The organism is Novosphingobium sp. (assembly GCF_965214355.1).
Classification (GTDB): Bacteria; Pseudomonadota; Alphaproteobacteria; order Sphingomonadales; family Sphingomonadaceae; genus Novosphingobium.
The window spans coordinates 1,326,839-1,343,422 of record NZ_CBDCBI010000002.1 but is presented as its reverse complement, the minus strand read 5'-3'; the positions used below and the strand labels follow the sequence as shown (position 1 = coordinate 1,343,422).

Genomic DNA, 16,584 nt, shown 5'->3' with positions numbered 1-16,584 from the left:
TATGCCGAAGCCTTAGCATCGATCCATCTTTCCTCACCGGCTCCATCGGGCCTACCGCTCAGACCAAATACTCTTGGGACACACGTGAACGAACGACGGATTTCGAGGCGCTTGCCGCGCCAGTGAAACGGCAGCACCCGCCGCATAGCCCTGGCGTCTATGCGTCGTGCGCTCTGGCCGTATCAACATTGTTGGGCTACCACTGAGCAATGGGAACCACAGACGGCATCACTTGGACAAATAAATCCGCTTTGGCTCTGGCAAACCGGACAGATCCAGTTTCTGCAATCCAAGACGCCGCGCGCAAGCTCGTTTTGAAAGCGCGGGAAGCGGGATGGGAAGGACCTCCGTTTAATCCCGTCAAAATCGTCGAACTGCTCGGTGCGAAGATATCAGCTAATTCAAATATCGCCGACGCGCGCCTCCTCGCTACATCCGACGGTGCAACCATTGAGTTCAATCCCCAGCAACCTAGAGAAAGGGTGCGCTTTTCTATCGCCCATGAGCTTGCCCACATGTTATTCCCCGATTGGCGCGAGGAGGTCCGCAACAGAAGCGCACAAACCGCTGCGTCGGACGATTGGCAGCTTGAAATGCTTTGTAACATCGCGGCTTCGGAATTCGTACTGCCTGTTGGCAGCCTACCCGCCGCGATTGAAGTGGCGCCCATCGAAGAGCTTATGCGCGAGCGGCGACGCTACGATGTCTCCGCGGAGGCGTTTCTCATCCGCCTGGCAAAAATCGCCGCAACCCCGATATCGGTCTTCTTTGCGTCCCCGATCGCCGGTTTGGATAACGATCGCCGCTATCGTGTCGATTACGCGGTGCCCTCGCCTCTAGCGCCTTTCCTGAAGGTTGAAGGGCTCGTGCTCCCGATGCAAAGCGCCGCCCGCAATTGCACAGCGATCGGCCACACCGACCGTTCAGTCGAAAGCTGGTTTTCTGGAAGCCCAACCCCCATCGAATTCGTCGGTATTCCGGGGTATCCCGGCTCGAGATATCCGAGGGTAGCGGGTGTAGTTCGGTTCGCATCGAGGCAATTCGGCAAGAGCCCGATACGGTATATTCATGGGAATATACTTGACACACTTGGCGAAGAGCCGAAGATCATTTGTCAGTTAGTCAATGATCGCGCTCTAAAATGGGGTGGTGGCGTAGCAAAGAAGTTCGCGCGAAAGTATCCCGAAGCTGAGCTAGAATATACAAAGTTTTTTATGAGTATGCCCTCCGACCATCGCCTCGGGCGAGCATTGATTGTCGAATTGGGTAAGGGGGTGTGGTTGGCTAGCATTGTGGCACAGGAGGGTTTCGGGCCATCACTATATCCACGATTGCGCTATGGGGCCCTTCAGGCTGGTCTGCGAGAGGTGGCAGTGCATGCGAGACAGATCGGCGCAGGCATACACATGCCGAGGATCGCAACAGGCGCCGCAGGGGGCGATTGGGGGGTTGTCGAAGAGATCATTGAGGACGAATTGGTCCGAGCTAGCTTGACTGTAACCGTTTATTATCTTCCGCCCAAGCGCGAGCAATTCGAGCTTTTCAACTGATGAACGGGCAAGCGTCATTTCGGGTGGTGCTTGTCTCGGGGGCAATCTGTTCCGGTAAATCCGCCTTGGTTGAGCTGTTACGCGAAAACCATAGCGCGAGGGTAATCAAAACCAAGGATCTCATCATCCGGAAGGTTCCGAAGGTTGAGATAGAACGGCGGTCGCTCCAGCGTGCCGGAGAGAAGCTCGACAAGAACGATGGTGGCCAATGGGTTGCTGAAGCTCTACAGCGGGAACTTGACGCCGATCCGCGTCACAAAACACCAAGAGGCCTTTACGTAGTCGACTGCGTCCGCATCGAGGGGCAGGTGAACGCCATACGCCTGGCACATGGCCCAGAGGTTTTCCATATCCACGTCAAGGCCGATCCCGAAGTGTTGAAGCAGCGTTTTCTCGCTCGCTCTCGCGCTGACGATGCCGGTCTCGAATATGATTCCCTGAAGAAAAACAAGACCGAACGCAATATCGAGTCTCTCGCGGAGATTGCGGACGTGGTCGTTGATACTGGTCGATGCTCATCCGCCAGTGTGCTTGTGCGAGCGACCGCACTTCTCAATCTCTATCCTCGCGGTGCCGAAAAATTAGTCGACGTGTTGATCGGCGGCCAATACGGCAGCGAGGGAAAAGGCAATATCGTCGGGCACATCGCACCCGAATATGATTTGCTCGTTCGGGTCGGAGGCCCCAACGCCGGGCATCAGGTTTTCGCCGAGCCTGAGCCGGAAAAATACTTCCATCTGCCATCGGGTACGCAACGCGCACCCAACGCTAAGCTCTTGCTTGGCCCCGGCGCTGTGATCAATCCCACGAAGCTGCTAGACGAGATCGCGAAGCATGGAATATCAAACGAGCGCCTAATCATCGATCGGCAGGCTATAGTCATCAGCAACGACGACATCGAACAGGAAAAGGTGCGCTTTGGCAATATTAGTTCCACCGCCCAAGGCGTCGGGATCGCTTCAGCGCGTAAATTGACGGGCAGGTCAGACTACAAAGCCGGGACCGACTTGTTTCTGGCCAAGGATTGCGACGATCTGCAACCCTTTCTTGGCAATGCGCGTAAAGTCTTAGCAGACGCATTTGTAAGAGGCCATCGCATCCTCCTCGAAGGAACCCAAGGCACGTCACTTAGCCTCCACCATGGGCAATACCCTCATGTCACAAGCCGCGATACGACAGTCGCCGGATGCCTGGCCGACGCCGGCATCGCGCCGTCGAACGTCCGCCGTGTCATCATGGTCTGCAGAACCTACCCAATTCGAGTGGGGGGGCCGTCGGGCCCGATGGAATATGAGGTAGATATGGAGGAGATTCACCGTCGTAGCGGTATTCCGCTTGATCCTCTGAAACTTGCTGAGCGAACCACAACGACGAACAAGGAACGGCGCATCGCCGAATTTGATTGGGCTCAATTCAAGGATTCGGTGCAGTTAAATGGACCTACTGACATAGCGCTGACCTTTGTGGACTACTTCGGGATCAAAAACCGCAAAGCCTTTCGTTTCGAGCAACTTACTCCCGAAACTATAAGGTTTGTAGAAGAGGTCGAGAGGGTCTCGGGGCGGCCAGTTTCCCTGCTCTCAACCGATTTTAATTGGCGCAACGTGATTGATAGGAGATCTTGGTGACCGACGCCGAGTTAGACGAGCTCATTTCAAATTGCCCCACGCTTTACCATATGGCAGAGCGCGGCTCGTGGCCCGCAATCGAACAATACGGGTTGTGCAGCACCTCGGCACTCATGGACCTATATGAAATCGAGGGTGCGCGGCGGGCGCAAATCGAGCTTTCACATCGGCCCAAAAGCATTTCCATTGCCGCTAATGGCCTACCTGGCGCGGTTATACGCGATCAGATACCAATGAGCGACGCCGGTCTAAAGCGGGCCCTCCCGTCGCGCCTCGAACCGAGCGACTGGTACGCTCTCCTTAACTCCAAGGTCTTTTTCTGGCTGTCGGTGGATCGTTTGCACAAGCTCACCCAAGCCGAGGCCTATCGGGATGATGAGCATGATATTCTCGAAGTGGATACTCGATCGCTGATAGACGCCCACCGCGATAAGATTTGGCTCTGCCCTATAAACAGTGGCTGCACCAAACCGATGCCACACCCACGCGATGAAAGCATCTTTTCTCGCATACCGCAGTATCCCTACGCCCATTGGCGTTCACGGCGAGGCCGAACGGAACGGGCTGTGGAACTGGCTATAGATTACTCGGTTTCAGATATCACTAGCCACGTAAAAAGAGTAGTTACCAAGAAGGGACGCAATGTTATATCGATAATAAAGTAGTTTAAATGCACCAATTCAATAAACTTTATCTAAGCCGGAAATTTTGACTGCACTTCGATACATCTTTGTAACAATATTGGAGTCCATCCCCTTGGCGGCCATTGCTTGGCATCCAATGCTGAATGCGTCATCAGGGCTCCGCCCAGATGCCAACGCGTCATAAAAGCCCTTGGTAAATTCAATCGCCTCTTCATCGTCGATCTCATCGATCATCCCGATTACTAACGGAGCAATTGCCTCTGCGATGCCATTCATAGAGTCACAAGCGTTCAGCAAAAGACATTGGAGATTTTTTTGTTCACGCAGCATCTCTCCAAGAGTGGTGTATTCCAACGTCAACTTATACCCTTCGTCGTCCAACAACTCGATGCCCTCGGCGTTTGCATGCCCCGCGAAATGGACGAGATCATAGCTGTGGGACAGTAGTGTGGATCGGCGTGCAAAAAGGACCCGGCTAGCGGGGTGATCGGCGTCCAAAAGGGAACCACCATTCCGATGGTTTAGACAGCGGCCTGGATTTTCAGGTGGCGAGATCGGGATGTTGGTGGTGGAGACAGTTGTACGCATCAGGCGCGAGCACGCGGGCGGCAAGGCGATCAGGGAGATCGCGCGGGATCTACGGCTGTCGCGCAAGGTGGTGCGCAAGGCGATCAATGCGACGGAAGGCGCGTTTGACTATCATCGCACGGTTCAGCCGCGGCCTCGGCTCGGGCCGTTTCAGGAACGGCTCGATACGCTGCTGAGCGAGAACGAGGCGCGGCATCGGCGTGACCGGCTGCGGATGACGCGGATCCACGATCTGCTGCTGCGTGAAGGGTTCGAGGGTTCGTATGATGCGGTGCGGCGCTACGCCCGGCGCTGGGCGGATGGCCGCCGCAGGGATCCCGGCGGCGACGTGCCTGCATTCATTCCGTTGCTGTTCAAACCCGGCGAGGCGTACCAGTTCGACTGGAGCCACGAGGACGTAGAGATTGCGGGCAAGCCGATGCGGGTGAAGGTCGCCCACATGCGGTTGTGTGCGTCGCGAGCGGTGTATGTGCGGGCCTATCCGCGCGAGACGCAAGAGATGGTGTTCGACGCCCATGCCCGCGGCTTTGCGTTCTTTGGCGGGGTGCCGTTGCGCGGCATCTACGACAACATGAAGACCGCAGTGACGACGGTATTTGTCGGCAAGGAGCGCGTGTTCAACCGCCGGTTTCTGGTCATGGCCGATCATTACATGGTCGAGCCGACCGCCTGTTCTCCAGCGGCAGGCTGGGAGAAGGGCCAGGTCGAGAACCAAGTCCAGACGATCCGTGGTCGCTTTTTCCAGCCCCGGCTGAAGTTTGCCAGCATCGAGGAACTGAATGGCTGGCTTGAGGCCGAGTGCCTGCGCTGGGCGGCGATGCACTCGCACCCCGAGCAAAAGGACATGACCGTTGCGCAATGCCTGGAGGCCGAGCGGCCCGCACTGCAACCAATGCTGTCGCCGTTCGACGGCTTTCACGAGACGAGCCACGCAGTGACCGGCACCTGTCTGATCAGCTTTGACCGCAACCGCTATTCCGTGGCGGCGCGGGCGGTGCGCCGCGCGGTTCAGGTGCGCGCTTATGCTGACCGGATCGTGGTGCGCCTGGGGGATGAGGTTGTCGCCGAGCACCCGCGCTGCTTTGGGCGCGACCGCACGCTCTATAATCCGTGGCACTATCTGCCGGTGCTGGTGCACAAACCCGGTGCGCTGCGCAACGGCGCGCCATTCCAGGACTGGGCCCTGCCGCCGGCGCTGGCCCGGCTGCGGCGCAAGCTGGGCAGCGGAGACGAAGCCGATCGCCGCTTTGTGCGGGTTCTGGCCGCCATATCCACCGACGGACTGGAGGCGGTCGAGGCCGCCATCGGCGAAGCGTTCGATACCGGCGCTGCCAGCGACGAGGTGATCCTCAATATTCTGGCGCGGCGGCGCGAACCACCAACAGATCAGCCACTCAGCGTCGTAGTCGATCTCAAGCTCAAGCATCCGCCCCGCGCTGATTGCGCGATCTATGACACGGTGCGAGGCCACAATGCAGCGGCATGAGATGATCGACGCCATGCGCGCGCTGGGCCTCAAGGGGATGGCCAGCGCGTTCGACGAGGCGGTAACCACCGGCGTGCAACGCCAGCGCACCACGCCCGAGATCCTGACCGATCTGCTGCGCGCCGAAGCCGCGCACCGCCACGCGGCCTCGATCCGCTACCGCATGAGCGCCACCAAACTGCCGGTGATCAAGGATCTCGACGCGTTCGTGTTCGATGGCACGCCGATCAACGAGGAACTGGTCCGCTCGTTACAGGCCGGATCATTCCTGCCGGGCAGGCGCAATATCGTGCTGGTCGGCGGCACCGGAACCGGCAAGACCCACCTGGCCATCGCCATCGCCGCCAGCGTTGTGCGCGCCGGCGCCCGTGGCCGCTACTTCAACACCGTCGATCTGGTCACGCGGCTTGAGGATGAGGCGCGCATCGGCAAGGCCGGCGCGCTCGCCGCCCAGCTCAGCCGCATCGAACTCGTCGTGCTCGATGAACTGGGCTATCTGCCGTTCGCCCGTTCCGGCGGCCAATTGCTGTTCCACCTGATGAGCAAACTCTACGAAAAGACCTCGGTAATCATCACCACAAATCTGGCGTTTGGCGAATGGCCGACCGTGTTCGGCGATCCCAAAATGACGACCGCGCTGCTCGACCGCACCACCCACCATTGCGACATCATCGAAACGGGCAACGACAGCTGGCGCTTCAAACACCGCAACTGACCCGGCCAAACCTCGATAAAAATTTACTTCGCGCTGGGGCTGCCTCCGGTCGGGCTACGCCCTCCCTACGCCAGCCCCAGCGCGAAATCAGCGCCCGGCATCAACCCAAGTGCAACGCCGCCAAGTGGTCCCCTTTTGCACGCCGATAGCGGGTCCCGTTTGGACGCCGATTGACAAACTATGCCGAACTGCTGCGCTCGGTGGCCATGTCGAAGCCTGCGAGGACTGTGCGCATACCCGCGTAGCATATAACTCCTGCCGCAATAGGCATTGTCCGAAGTGCCAGTGTGCGACGCGCGAACGCTGGCTTGCCGACCGCCAGGCCGATCTGCTGCCGGCGCCCTATTTCCACGTCGTGTTTACGGTGCCAAGCGAAGTCGCCGAGATCGCCTTCCACAACAAGGCTGTGGTCTATGCGATCCTGTTCGACGCCGTAGCGGCAACGCTCAAGACCATCGCCGCCGATCCCAAGCACCTCGGCGGGGAGATCGGGTTCCTGGCCATTCTTCACACTTGGGGACAGGCGCTCACGCATCACCCGCATATTCACTGTCTTGTCCCTGGTGGCGCCCTCTCGCGGGATGGTCGGTGGCTCGGTTGCCGACCGAACTTCTTCCTACCCGTCCATGTTCTGTCACGCCTGTTTCGTCGGCTATTCCTCGAACGGCTTCAGGCAGCACATGTGGCCGGACGGTTGCGCTTCTCCGGTAAGCTGGATGGGTTTGACGACCCCGATGTCTTCGCGGCGGCGATCCGGAAGCTGCGTCGCAAGAACTGGATCGTCTATGCCAAGCCGCCGTTCGGATCGCCCGAACATGTTCTCGCCTATCTTGGCCGCTACACACACCGGGTTGCGATTGCCAACAGCCGCCTCGTCAGCGCTGATGAGACCAGCGTGACCTTCCGCTGGCGCGATTACCGTCATGGCAACGCGTCCAAACTTATGTCGCTCAATCCGCACGAGTTCATTCGCCGCTTCCTCATCCACAGCCTGCCGGACGGCTTTCATCGTATCCGCCACTATGGTTTTCTCGCCAATGGTTGTCGCCGCGCACGGCTCGCCACCATCCGGCAACTTTTGATGCTGACGGAGCCGACTGCAGCCGCTGCCGCCGAAGTCGGCGAGACCACGAGGCAGCTTCCGCACTTTGACCCAACCCAGTGCCCATGCTGTGGCGGCATTCTGCGGATCACGGCTGCGCTGCCGCGATGGCGCATCAGGAGACCGCAACCCTGGCCAGATACATCATGACCACAAGAGATCGATCCGGCATCAAACACAACAGCGTTGCGGTACCAGCGCCGCCGAACGCGACGCTCCCCCATGCCTGGTATCTTGCAGATCCGCTCGCCGAACAGAATTACTTCCAGAAAACCAGTGCAAGTTGCCGATCGGCGCGCCGATCGCCTCGTCCGATGTTATCAATTCGGCGTCGTCATCATTGGCATGGTGGTCTTGGATCATCCAAATCCGGCCCACAGCGACAAGTTTTGTCGCACTAATCCCATAGGTACCGCGCGCGTCAGCGGGTTCGCTCAATCCGGCTTCAATGAGGTCGCGCACAGCGCCAAGCCCGACCCTCGGCGCAGCGCGACCTCACAGAACCCTCCAGATTCCCAAACGGGTCGAGTTCTGATTCAAGGCTGCTCTTTGGGGAGCAGTCATGGGACGTGGGGACTTGTCAGATGCGGAATGGGAACTGATCGGACCGCTTTTGCCATCTGAGCGCGGGCGCTGGTCGCGACCTGCAGGTGATAACCGCCGTTTTCTCAATGGCATGCTTCCTGTGCTGCGGATTGGTTGTCCCTGGCGCGACATGCACGAGCGCTACGGCAAGTGGAACTCGGTCTATGTCCGGTTCCGGCGCTGGGCCGAGCAGGGCGTCTGGGATGCCCTGCTGCAAACGCTGGTCGATCTGGGTCTGACCGACGATTGGCAACACATGATCGATAGCACCACGGTTCGCGGCCATGTTTCGGCAGTGGGCGGAAAAGGGGGGCTTGTGTGCAGGCTTTTGGTCGATCACGCGTCGGCTTTACGAGCAAAGTCCACGCCCGGTGTGACAATCAGGAACTCCCTATTGGCTTCATCCTGACCGGTGGCGAGGCATCGGATTATACCGCCGCTGACGACCTGATGAACTTGCCGCTGCCTACGCCTAAAGGACTGCTGGCGGACAAGGGCTATGATGGCGACAGGTTCCGAGAAAACCTGCTGATGCGGGGCATTCTGCCCGTCATTCCGCCCCGCTCGAACCGAAAGGTCCCAGCCCATCCGGACTACCGGCGCTACAAGGATCGCAACCGCGTCGAGCGCATGTTCGGCAAGTTGAAGCAACAGCGCCGCATCGCCACGCGCTATGACAAGACAGTCCTGTCGTTCGAGAGCTTCCTGAATCTCGCCGCAGCAAGACTATGGTTGCAATTTTTTGTCAACACGGCCTAGTTAAACTTTTAAGCTACACTTCTTGTCGCGCTAATTCGCTGCTCTCAATTTGAGAAATCTCCATTCGAAATTTTTTGAATAAAACCGAATTTTTATATTGCTAATTTGCGGATATGGAGCTTTCAGAGTAGCTTGGGTCACCGGGATCTGGACTTGCGTGGTTCGGCATGGGATCCTGGCCCCAATTCCACGATTCGGATCGCATTTCACGATCGCGCAGGTCAGGTTCGAACAGTGGTCCGCCATCGAGCCCCAGATCCTTGGCCTGGGTCCGCCCCATGGCCGCTAGCAAGGTGAAACCGGCAACATAAGCGTTGCGCCGTGCAGTGGCGAGTTGCACTTCGGCATTGACCAGTTCCTGTTCGGCATTGAGAATATCGAGAATTGTCCGACTGCCTGCGCTGTTTTCCGCCTGCACGCCTTCGAGACCAAGGCGCGCGGCATCAAGCGCAATCTGGGTTGACGCGATCACCTTTTTGGCCGCCACGAATGCGGCGAAAGCGGCTCGCACCTGATAGATGATAGAGCGCTGGGCGCGCATCTCCTGATCGAACGCCACAGCCTCTTGCGCATGGGCCTGCCGCACCTGCGCGCCGGGTCGCCCCCCCGTCAGCAACGGGATGGTTGCACGCACACCCACGTCAGCTGTGGTCACCGCATTGGCCAGAGAACCGAAAATCGTGCTCGGCAAGGACCCCAGGTAATTGTCGCGTTGACCGTCAGCAAAGAGCGAAAGCTTAGGCAGGCGAGAGGCAGAGGCAACGTGGACGTCGTAACCTGCTGCGCGGGCGCGGGCGCGAGCAGCGGCAAGATCCGGGTTTTTGTTCAGCGCCATTTCAACGGCATCATCGACATCGACCGGCAGACCGGGAAGCGGCGGGGGTGACTGAAGATCATAGGCAGGGCCCCCGACGATCTCGACATATTTTTCCTGCGCAGCAACCAGATTCGATTCCGAATTGTGCCAATCGCCTTCGGCAAGCGCGAGGCGCGATTGTGACTGTGCGACGTCGGTGCTGGTGACATCGCCAAGCTCCCATCGCCCCTGGGCCGACTGAAGGTTGGCACGCAGCATTTTGACATTGGCAAGCTTGGCACGCACTGTCTCACTGCCGAGCAACACATCGACATAGGCGCCGACAACTTGCGAAAAAACCGTGCTTTCGCTGCCACCGAGGTCGGCTCGGCCGGCCTCGACCCGTACTTGCGCAGCACGCACGGCATTGTGGACCGCGCCGCCCATGTAAAGCGGCACGGACATTCCACCCGACACGGTGACGCTGCGCGCAGGATTTGGTGTGACGAGCGGATTGCGTTTGAGGAAATCGGTCGCCGAACCGCTCAGATTCGCCGACGGCAAGCCGTCAGCACGCGCGATCGACACGGTTTCGTCGGCAACTTTGAGCTCATCGCGCGATGCGGCAAGCGTCGGATTGGAACGATAGGCGGCAGCCAGAGCAGAACGCAGATCCTCCGCCCGCGCGAAATCAGCAAGGCCGATCAAGGCGAGCAGGCTCGCGATCCGCGCAAGTGATGACCCTGCCATGCGCTTCGAACACTGTCCTTGCCCTGGGCGGCTGGTCATTTTCAGCGTGAAGGCGATTGTACGACACGCTCCGATCCTGTCGAACCGCTGTGCGGCGCTGGACCACTCTCCAGATCCCGGCATAGCTATTCTCCCTTGCCCGCAAAAGCCATGGCACTTTCAAAATCGATGTCCCGCTTCACCGCCATATCGCGAATCCGGCGGTTTGCGCGCTCCGCACGACTTTGCGCAATGCGGCGCAACCGGGCGTGCAGCCAGGTTCGGCGCTTCGGGCCATCGGGAGTCGTCGCGGCCCGGTGCAACCACGCAAGCTCGTGCGGCAGCAGGAAATCGGTGAAAATTTTGTCATCGCTTGCCACGATCGCCTCGAATGAACCGGGATTGCCCTGCCGCGCGCTCCGACCGAACAACTGCCGGTCAACGCGGGCCGATTCGTGATATTCGGTCAAGATGACGTGCAAACCACCGGCATCCGCGGCTTCTGTCGACAGCCTGATGTCAGTGCCGCGTCCAGCCATGTTGGTCGCGACCGTGACCCGCCCGGCCTGACCACCCTGGGCCACGATCTCGGCTTCATGTTTCGTCTGGCGTGCATTGAGCACGACATGGTCGAGACCCATTTTCGCCAAGGTTGCCGACAACTTTTCCGACACCTCGACCGAGCGTGTGCCGATCAGCACAGGCCTGCCGCGTTCTGCGCCATGGCGGCGAACACTGCTGGCAATCACATCCAGCTTTGCCGCCTCACCCACCAGCACGGTCATCCCGCAGTCGCGCCGCCGCGACCGTCGGTTTGGCGCAATGCGGACCGTTCGCATGCCAAAATGCTCGTAGAGCTCGCCGGCAGCTTCCGAGATAGTTCCGCTCATGCCCGACAGCCGCAGATACCTCTGAAAGAAGCGCTGGTACGATATCCGCGCGATGGTCAGGCGCTGGGCGGTCGAAACGCACCCTTCCTTCAACTCGACCATTTGGTGCAGCCCGTTTTCCCACGAGCGATCGGGCATGACACGGCCGGTAAACTCGTCGACGATCAGTATCTTGCCCTGATCGACGATGTAATCGATGTCCTTTGCGTAACAGTGCAGCGCACTCAGCGCCTGGCTAACCATTTCACCCGACGCCCTCGCGAGCAAAGGATTGCCGGCAAGTGCTTCGGTTGCCTGTCGTATTCTCGCGCTGGCCGGGGCGAGCAGGTCTATCTGCCTACCATGCGGGCTGCGCCGAAAATCAACCGCTTCGACAAGATCGACGGCAATGTCGAGAGCGATCAGTCGCGCCGCATCCTCGTCGTCGTTGTGCGTGTTGCGTGACAGGATCAGAGGCGTGCGCGCCTCGTCGATCAAAATCGAATCGACTTCATCGACAATCGCGAAGTGCAGACCGCGCAACAGCAACGGCGCGCGGCTGGCATCGCCATCCTCGTGCATGTCCATGATCAGCCGGCGGGCGACGCCGCGCCGCTGTCCAATAGCCATCCGGTCGCGCAAATAGTCGAATACCAGATCCTTGTTGGTGCAATATGTCACGTCCTGCGCATAAGCCGTCCGGCGATCGTCGGGTGACTGATCGGGCAGCGCAAGCCCAACCGACAATTTGAGCAGCGCGTAAACCGGCCGCAATTGTTCGGCGTCGCGTTGGGAAAGATATTCGTTCACGGTCACCACATGCACGGGGGCTCCGCCCAGAGCGCGGGCCGCGACGGCGAGGAGCGCGGTGATGGTCTTGCCCTCACCAGTCTCCATTTCGGCGAGATTGCCCTCAAGCAAGACCCGCGCACCCATGATTTGGACCGGATGGTGGGCAAAGCCGAGCACGCGGCGGGTCGCTTCCCGGGCCAGCGCGAAACACGCGACATTGTCCCGTTCGCTGCCGCCATCCGACCGGACCAGCGCCGCCCTGCAATCATCGACACGTGCGGAAAACGCCTCTGGGCGAAGCGTCTCCAGCGCGGCACCATACGCAGCCACTTCGCGCGCAAAGCGCCTTAGTCGTCCGTTCTGCAGATTGAACCGCGCATGAAACCGACCTGCCGCACGCAGGACAGCGCGATCAATCGCAGACATGGACGGTCGAGGTGGGCGCTCCGCATAGGGCGCGGAATTGGCAATTGGCGGCTCAGTGTGCATCCGTTTATGCGTTCAGGCTGGACAGAAACAACTGCCGCATCCGGCGGTAGAATTGCTGCGCGATCGGTTCCCACCCCAGATCAAAGCGGGCATAGGCATGCACCCCGATCATGCTGGCCGGCGCATCGCGCGGCAAAGCGAGATCGAACTGAAACAGACGTCCAATCGCCTTTTCACGGTGAGGGTCGGTTGGGTCAGTCGCAGCGCCTCCCCCGCCCTGTTCGCCCAGCGCCCGGCTCGGCAATTCCTCGGACCCTTCGGGTACCTCACGGATCAAAGTTACCGGGACGCTGCGGGTCAGGTCATTGGCAAGAACGACCCTGACCGAACGTAACTCGTTCCTGACCAACCCAACGTCGTCCTGGCTGACCGTAACGCGGATGATGCGTGATGTCGCCGGAGGCACAAAAGCGAGGATGTCCCCGCGTTTGTGGAAATCGGCCAGTTGTTCGTCGGCGCGCGTGACGATCAAAGCGCCGCTGGTCCGGCTGATTGACACGAGCCCGCTTGTTCGCTCCTCCTCGCGATCCAGTTCGGCGCGCGCTTGCGACAGTGCTATTCCTGTCAGGTTTTCGCGTGCCTGATCGCCGAAAAAATCGGTGCGCCGCTGTGTATCGAGCGCATCGATTTTCGCGCGAAGGACGTCGATGTGCAGCGCAAGTTCGGGATCGGACGATTGGAACAGGACCTGCCCGCTATGAACTTGCACGCCCGATGCCACCGTCTGCCGGTCGATGAAACCGTCTGCACCGGCTCGGATGATCGCCGATTCAGGCAGCCATGTCACACCTTCGGCGGTGGCATGATGGGGGAAAGGGATCGCAAACAGCAATGCGGCAATCGCCGCCCCCGCCATGGCCACTCTGATCCGCATCCGCACCGGCTGCCGGTGGTTCGCGACTCTGCGCCACAGGCCTGCCAGGCTGCGTATTGCAGGAAGGACCAGGCCGCTGGCGACATTCCACAGCGCCATCACCACGCCTATGATGAAATATTCCGTGGCCACATAAAGTGCGATCTTGACCATCACCACCAAGCGATAAACCAGCGACAAGGGCGGATAGATCATCAGCCACCAATGCTCGCGCCGGGTTAGTATCTGGGCCCGTCCATCGGGCAGTTCGAGCAGCAGCCTGTCGACCTGGCGCCCCCACCACGCCGATCCACGCTGCGCCAGATTGGGCATTTCGATGAGATCGCACAGAATGTAATAGCCGTCGTAGCGCATCAAAGGATTGCCGTTGAACAGCAGCGTCGAAACGCTCGCCACGACCAGCGCGTTGTAACAAAGCGATTTGACCAGGCCGGGATCAACCACGGTCCAAAGCTGCATGGCCAACGCAGCAACGAACAGTTCCACCGCCATGCCGGCCGCGCCGATCAGCGCCCTTTGCCATTTGCTACGCATCGCGTTTGCCGCCGACGCGTTGACATAGGGCGATGGCAGCAGGACGATCAGCATGACCCCTAGTTCATGCACTTCGCCGCCGAAAGCCTTGACGGCCAACCCGTGCCCCATTTCGTGCAGAAACTTGATCACCAGGAAAGAAACCGACAACGCCATCAGATTCTGAACGCCGATCAGCTTGTCCGGGCCACCGCTGGTCAACTCGTTCCAGTGTTGCCCAGCCAGCACTGCGGCGTGCACCACCACCGCCAACCAGACGAGCGCACCGGTCGGGCCGAACATCAACCGCGCGAGCGGCAGCAAGCGGGTCAACAGGGCGTCAGGATCCCAAAGCGGCAATGTAATCGACATCGGATTGAGCAGGCGCCCAATCCATTTACGCCGATGCCCGCTATCACGCCGCACGATCAGTTCGCCGGTGTCGGGCGGCATGTCGGAAAGCAGCATGTCTGCATAATGCAGCCGCGACAAGAGATTGACGATCTCGTCCTGGCTCGGCGCGGTCTCGCCCATGCCCATCACCAAGTCCCGCCACGCCTGATCGATCGTCCGATCTCCGTCGAGCAGTGACAGAAACATATAGGCCGACATTGCAAGCCGCATCGAATTGCCTGTCAGGTTATCATGCGGCACATACCACACCTGCTTGCGATAACGGTGCACGCTCACCGTAACATGCTCGCGCAAGCGCACGCGCTGGCCGGCGATGCGGTACCACGAAGAGCTAAGCAGCGGCGCGGTCATCTCATGACCTCAAGGCTGCCATTTCCAGAAAAATAGCCGTAGCCAGTCGACCAGCGTGCGGCTCCAGACCCACAGCAGCGGGCTCGTTCCGACATCGATCCGGGCGACACCTTCCATACCCGGACGCAGACGCGGGTCAGGACGATCAAGGCTGGCTTCGACGCGGAAATAGTTGCGGCCGCCTTCAGCCGTCGCAATCGGCGTCGTCCTGGTCACCGTCAGCGGGATGATTTCGCTCGGCAGCCCTGCGAGCATGATGCGGCCATGTTGCCCGACGCGGACATACCGCATATCCCGCTCATCGACCTGCACTATCACGCGAAATCGATCGAGCGGCGCGATCTCGAACAGCGACTTACCGCGCTCGACAGGAGAACCGAGCGACTGGCTGAGGTCGCCCGACACGATGACCCCGGCAAACGGCGCGATGACCCGTGTCTTGCCGAGCTTGCTGTCGGCAAGGGCAAGCTGGGCATCGGCCTCGCGCAGTTGCGCCTCCAGGATCATGACATTGGAACGGTCGTTTTGCGCAAACGCATCGGCGTATTTGGCGCGCAGGGTTTGCACCTCGCCTTTCCAGCGCGCCTGTTCGAGCAGCAAGTCACGATCATCGAGGCGTGCCAAAACCGTCGCCTCCGTTACGACATCCCCTGCCCGGGCCGGCGCCTCGCGGATAAAGCCATCGAAGGGCGCCACCAGCACCCGCTGGACTTGTCCTTCCAGAACCGACTTTTCAGAAATCCGGAATGGGGCCGGGATCAGCAACAGCGCGATCGGCGCCAGCACGGCCATCGCGCAATATATCTTGATCATGGGCCGGTCACGCCGCCGCAGTTGCCGGCCCGCGCCGCGCAGCAATTGCCGCGGGCGGCCAGCCAGCCACCGATCCCGCTCCTGCATCAGTTCGAAGACCGGCCCCAGAGTCGCACCCAGGGTTTCAAGTAATCTGAGTTCGCCCCGCTGAAAAACCCGGTCATTGCCACGCTCCGCGGTGAGCACACCGACAGCCTCGCCCCGTCCGCGCAGCATGACTGAGACAACTGTATCTGCCCCACCCTGCCGTGCAAGTTGGCGATGAGCCAGCACTACTCCACTGCCGCTCACCGAGTGCTCCGGAATAACTAGCATGCGTTTCTGGTGAATGGCTTCTACCATTGCATTTTCGATCAATTCGGCGAACTGGCTACGCCTGTCGAAGGCTGAAGAATGCGACAGGGCCAGCAGCCGAGGCGTTGTCCCGTGGACAGTGCCGAATGAAACGCGCATGCATTCCAAAGTTGCCGCCAGCTCGTTGGCCACTGCTAGTGCCGCGCTGCCGATATGGTCGTGTTCCCCGGCCAGCGCCACAAGATCAAGCAAAGTTGCGACGCGCGCAGCGTCTTGGCGCGCCTTCGTCAACAATGTTTGGCCCATAACGGCAGCGATCCAACCGCTGCCAAATTCCAGTCGGCGCGTCAGAAGCTCGGCGTCGCCTTTGCCCGGCTGGTCGATTTCGACTGCGACCGCGGCGACTGGCGGCTCGCCGTGCGCAATTGCGACTGGCACGCCGATGACTATGCGCCGCGATGGAATCGTTGCAGGTGCGCGACCGATCGACGGAGCGACATTCTGCTCGACAACGAGACTATGCTGCCCCGCCAGAGCCTGCCGTGCAATTTCGGCCAGATGGGCAAGGTCGAGCATTGCATCAGGCCAGCTTG

Annotated in this window: 10 protein-coding genes and 2 pseudogenes; 7 read left to right on the top strand and 5 right to left on the bottom strand. The window is 59.9% G+C overall.

Annotated features, from left to right (window positions below; all coding sequences use genetic code 11):
* The first annotated feature begins 209 nt into the window (after positions 1 to 209).
* The 3 genes from ACOOE2_RS06640 to ACOOE2_RS06630 are packed head-to-tail and all read left to right on the top strand — an operon-like array spanning position 210 to position 3,843.
* Positions 210 to 1,550 carry an ImmA/IrrE family metallo-endopeptidase gene (locus ACOOE2_RS06640; RefSeq protein WP_420382230.1) on the top strand — a complete coding sequence of 447 codons (1,341 nt, stop codon included), beginning with the start codon at positions 210 to 212 and terminating at the stop codon, positions 1,548 to 1,550.
* On the top strand, positions 1,550 to 3,178 hold the full coding sequence (locus tag ACOOE2_RS06635) for an adenylosuccinate synthetase (RefSeq protein ID WP_420382229.1): 1,629 nt from the start codon (positions 1,550 to 1,552) through the stop codon (positions 3,176 to 3,178). The genes ACOOE2_RS06640 and ACOOE2_RS06635 overlap by 1 nt, the downstream gene beginning before the upstream one ends.
* Positions 3,175 to 3,843 carry a DUF7002 family protein gene (locus tag ACOOE2_RS06630; RefSeq protein ID WP_420382228.1) on the top strand — a complete coding sequence of 223 codons (669 nt, stop codon included), beginning with the start codon at positions 3,175 to 3,177 and terminating at the stop codon, positions 3,841 to 3,843. The genes ACOOE2_RS06635 and ACOOE2_RS06630 overlap by 4 nt, the downstream gene beginning before the upstream one ends.
* A gap of 15 nt (positions 3,844 to 3,858) precedes the next feature.
* On the opposite strand, the gene ACOOE2_RS06625 is transcribed toward ACOOE2_RS06630, so the two are convergent.
* Complete coding sequence (locus ACOOE2_RS06625) at positions 3,859 to 4,410, bottom strand: CHAT domain-containing protein (protein WP_420382227.1); 552 nt, start codon at positions 4,408 to 4,410, stop codon at positions 3,859 to 3,861.
* Between ACOOE2_RS06625 and istA the strand changes: the two genes are divergently transcribed.
* From istA to ACOOE2_RS06605, 4 genes and pseudogenes are all read left to right on the top strand, one after another.
* Complete coding sequence (gene istA / locus ACOOE2_RS06620) at positions 4,382 to 5,896, top strand: IS21 family transposase (protein WP_420382215.1); 1,515 nt, start codon at positions 4,382 to 4,384, stop codon at positions 5,894 to 5,896. The two genes, ACOOE2_RS06625 and istA, sit on opposite strands and share 29 nt — an antisense overlap.
* The gene (gene istB / locus ACOOE2_RS06615; protein ID WP_420382216.1) at positions 5,883 to 6,611 is read left to right on the top strand and encodes an IS21-like element helper ATPase IstB; all 729 of its coding nucleotides are present in this window, start codon (positions 5,883 to 5,885) and stop codon (positions 6,609 to 6,611) included. Before istA ends, istB begins: the two co-directional genes overlap by 14 nt.
* 175 nt (positions 6,612 to 6,786) lie before the next feature.
* Positions 6,787 to 7,863, top strand: a pseudogene (locus ACOOE2_RS06610) (IS91 family transposase); the annotation flags it as partial.
* Between the two features lie 412 nt (positions 7,864 to 8,275).
* Positions 8,276 to 9,057, top strand: a pseudogene (locus ACOOE2_RS06605) (IS5 family transposase).
* A 100-nt stretch (positions 9,058 to 9,157) separates the two neighbouring features.
* Here ACOOE2_RS06605 and ACOOE2_RS06600 read toward each other — a convergent pair.
* From ACOOE2_RS06600 to ACOOE2_RS06585, 4 genes are all read right to left on the bottom strand, one after another.
* Positions 9,158 to 10,603 (bottom strand): TolC family outer membrane protein, encoded by a 1,446-nt coding sequence (locus ACOOE2_RS06600; RefSeq protein WP_420382226.1) that lies wholly within the window; start codon positions 10,601 to 10,603, stop codon positions 9,158 to 9,160.
* A 125-nt stretch (positions 10,604 to 10,728) separates the two neighbouring features.
* On the bottom strand, positions 10,729 to 12,669 hold the full coding sequence (locus tag ACOOE2_RS06595; protein ID WP_420382225.1) for an RNA helicase SecA: 1,941 nt from the start codon (positions 12,667 to 12,669) through the stop codon (positions 10,729 to 10,731).
* A 67-nt stretch (positions 12,670 to 12,736) separates the two neighbouring features.
* Complete coding sequence (locus tag ACOOE2_RS06590; protein ID WP_420382224.1) at positions 12,737 to 14,884, bottom strand: peptidase M50; 2,148 nt, start codon at positions 14,882 to 14,884, stop codon at positions 12,737 to 12,739.
* Between the two features lie 9 nt (positions 14,885 to 14,893).
* A complete protein-coding gene (locus ACOOE2_RS06585; RefSeq protein WP_420382223.1) occupies positions 14,894 to 16,567 on the bottom strand; it encodes an HlyD family efflux transporter periplasmic adaptor subunit in 1,674 nt (557 codons plus the stop codon).
* Positions 16,568 to 16,584: the final 17 nt, after the last annotated feature.

What these genes read in the sequence shown, in the direction of transcription:
- ACOOE2_RS06640 (WP_420382230.1), top strand. Translation starts at nt 210, where the DNA reads ATGGGAACCACAGACGGCATCACTTGGACAAATAAATCCGCTTTGGCT.
- ACOOE2_RS06635 (WP_420382229.1), top strand. Translation starts at nt 1,550, where the DNA reads ATGAACGGGCAAGCGTCATTTCGGGTGGTGCTTGTCTCGGGGGCAATC.
- istA (WP_420382215.1), top strand. Translation starts at nt 4,382, where the DNA reads ATGTTGGTGGTGGAGACAGTTGTACGCATCAGGCGCGAGCACGCGGGC.
- ACOOE2_RS06625 (WP_420382227.1), bottom strand. Translation starts at nt 4,410, where the DNA reads ATGCGTACAACTGTCTCCACCACCAACATCCCGATCTCGCCACCTGAA.
- istB (WP_420382216.1), top strand. Translation starts at nt 5,883, where the DNA reads ATGCAGCGGCATGAGATGATCGACGCCATGCGCGCGCTGGGCCTCAAG.
- ACOOE2_RS06600 (WP_420382226.1), bottom strand. Translation starts at nt 10,603, where the DNA reads ATGGCAGGGTCATCACTTGCGCGGATCGCGAGCCTGCTCGCCTTGATC.
- ACOOE2_RS06595 (WP_420382225.1), bottom strand. Translation starts at nt 12,669, where the DNA reads ATGTCTGCGATTGATCGCGCTGTCCTGCGTGCGGCAGGTCGGTTTCAT.
- ACOOE2_RS06590 (WP_420382224.1), bottom strand. Translation starts at nt 14,884, where the DNA reads ATGACCGCGCCGCTGCTTAGCTCTTCGTGGTACCGCATCGCCGGCCAG.
- ACOOE2_RS06585 (WP_420382223.1), bottom strand. Translation starts at nt 16,567, where the DNA reads ATGCTCGACCTTGCCCATCTGGCCGAAATTGCACGGCAGGCTCTGGCG.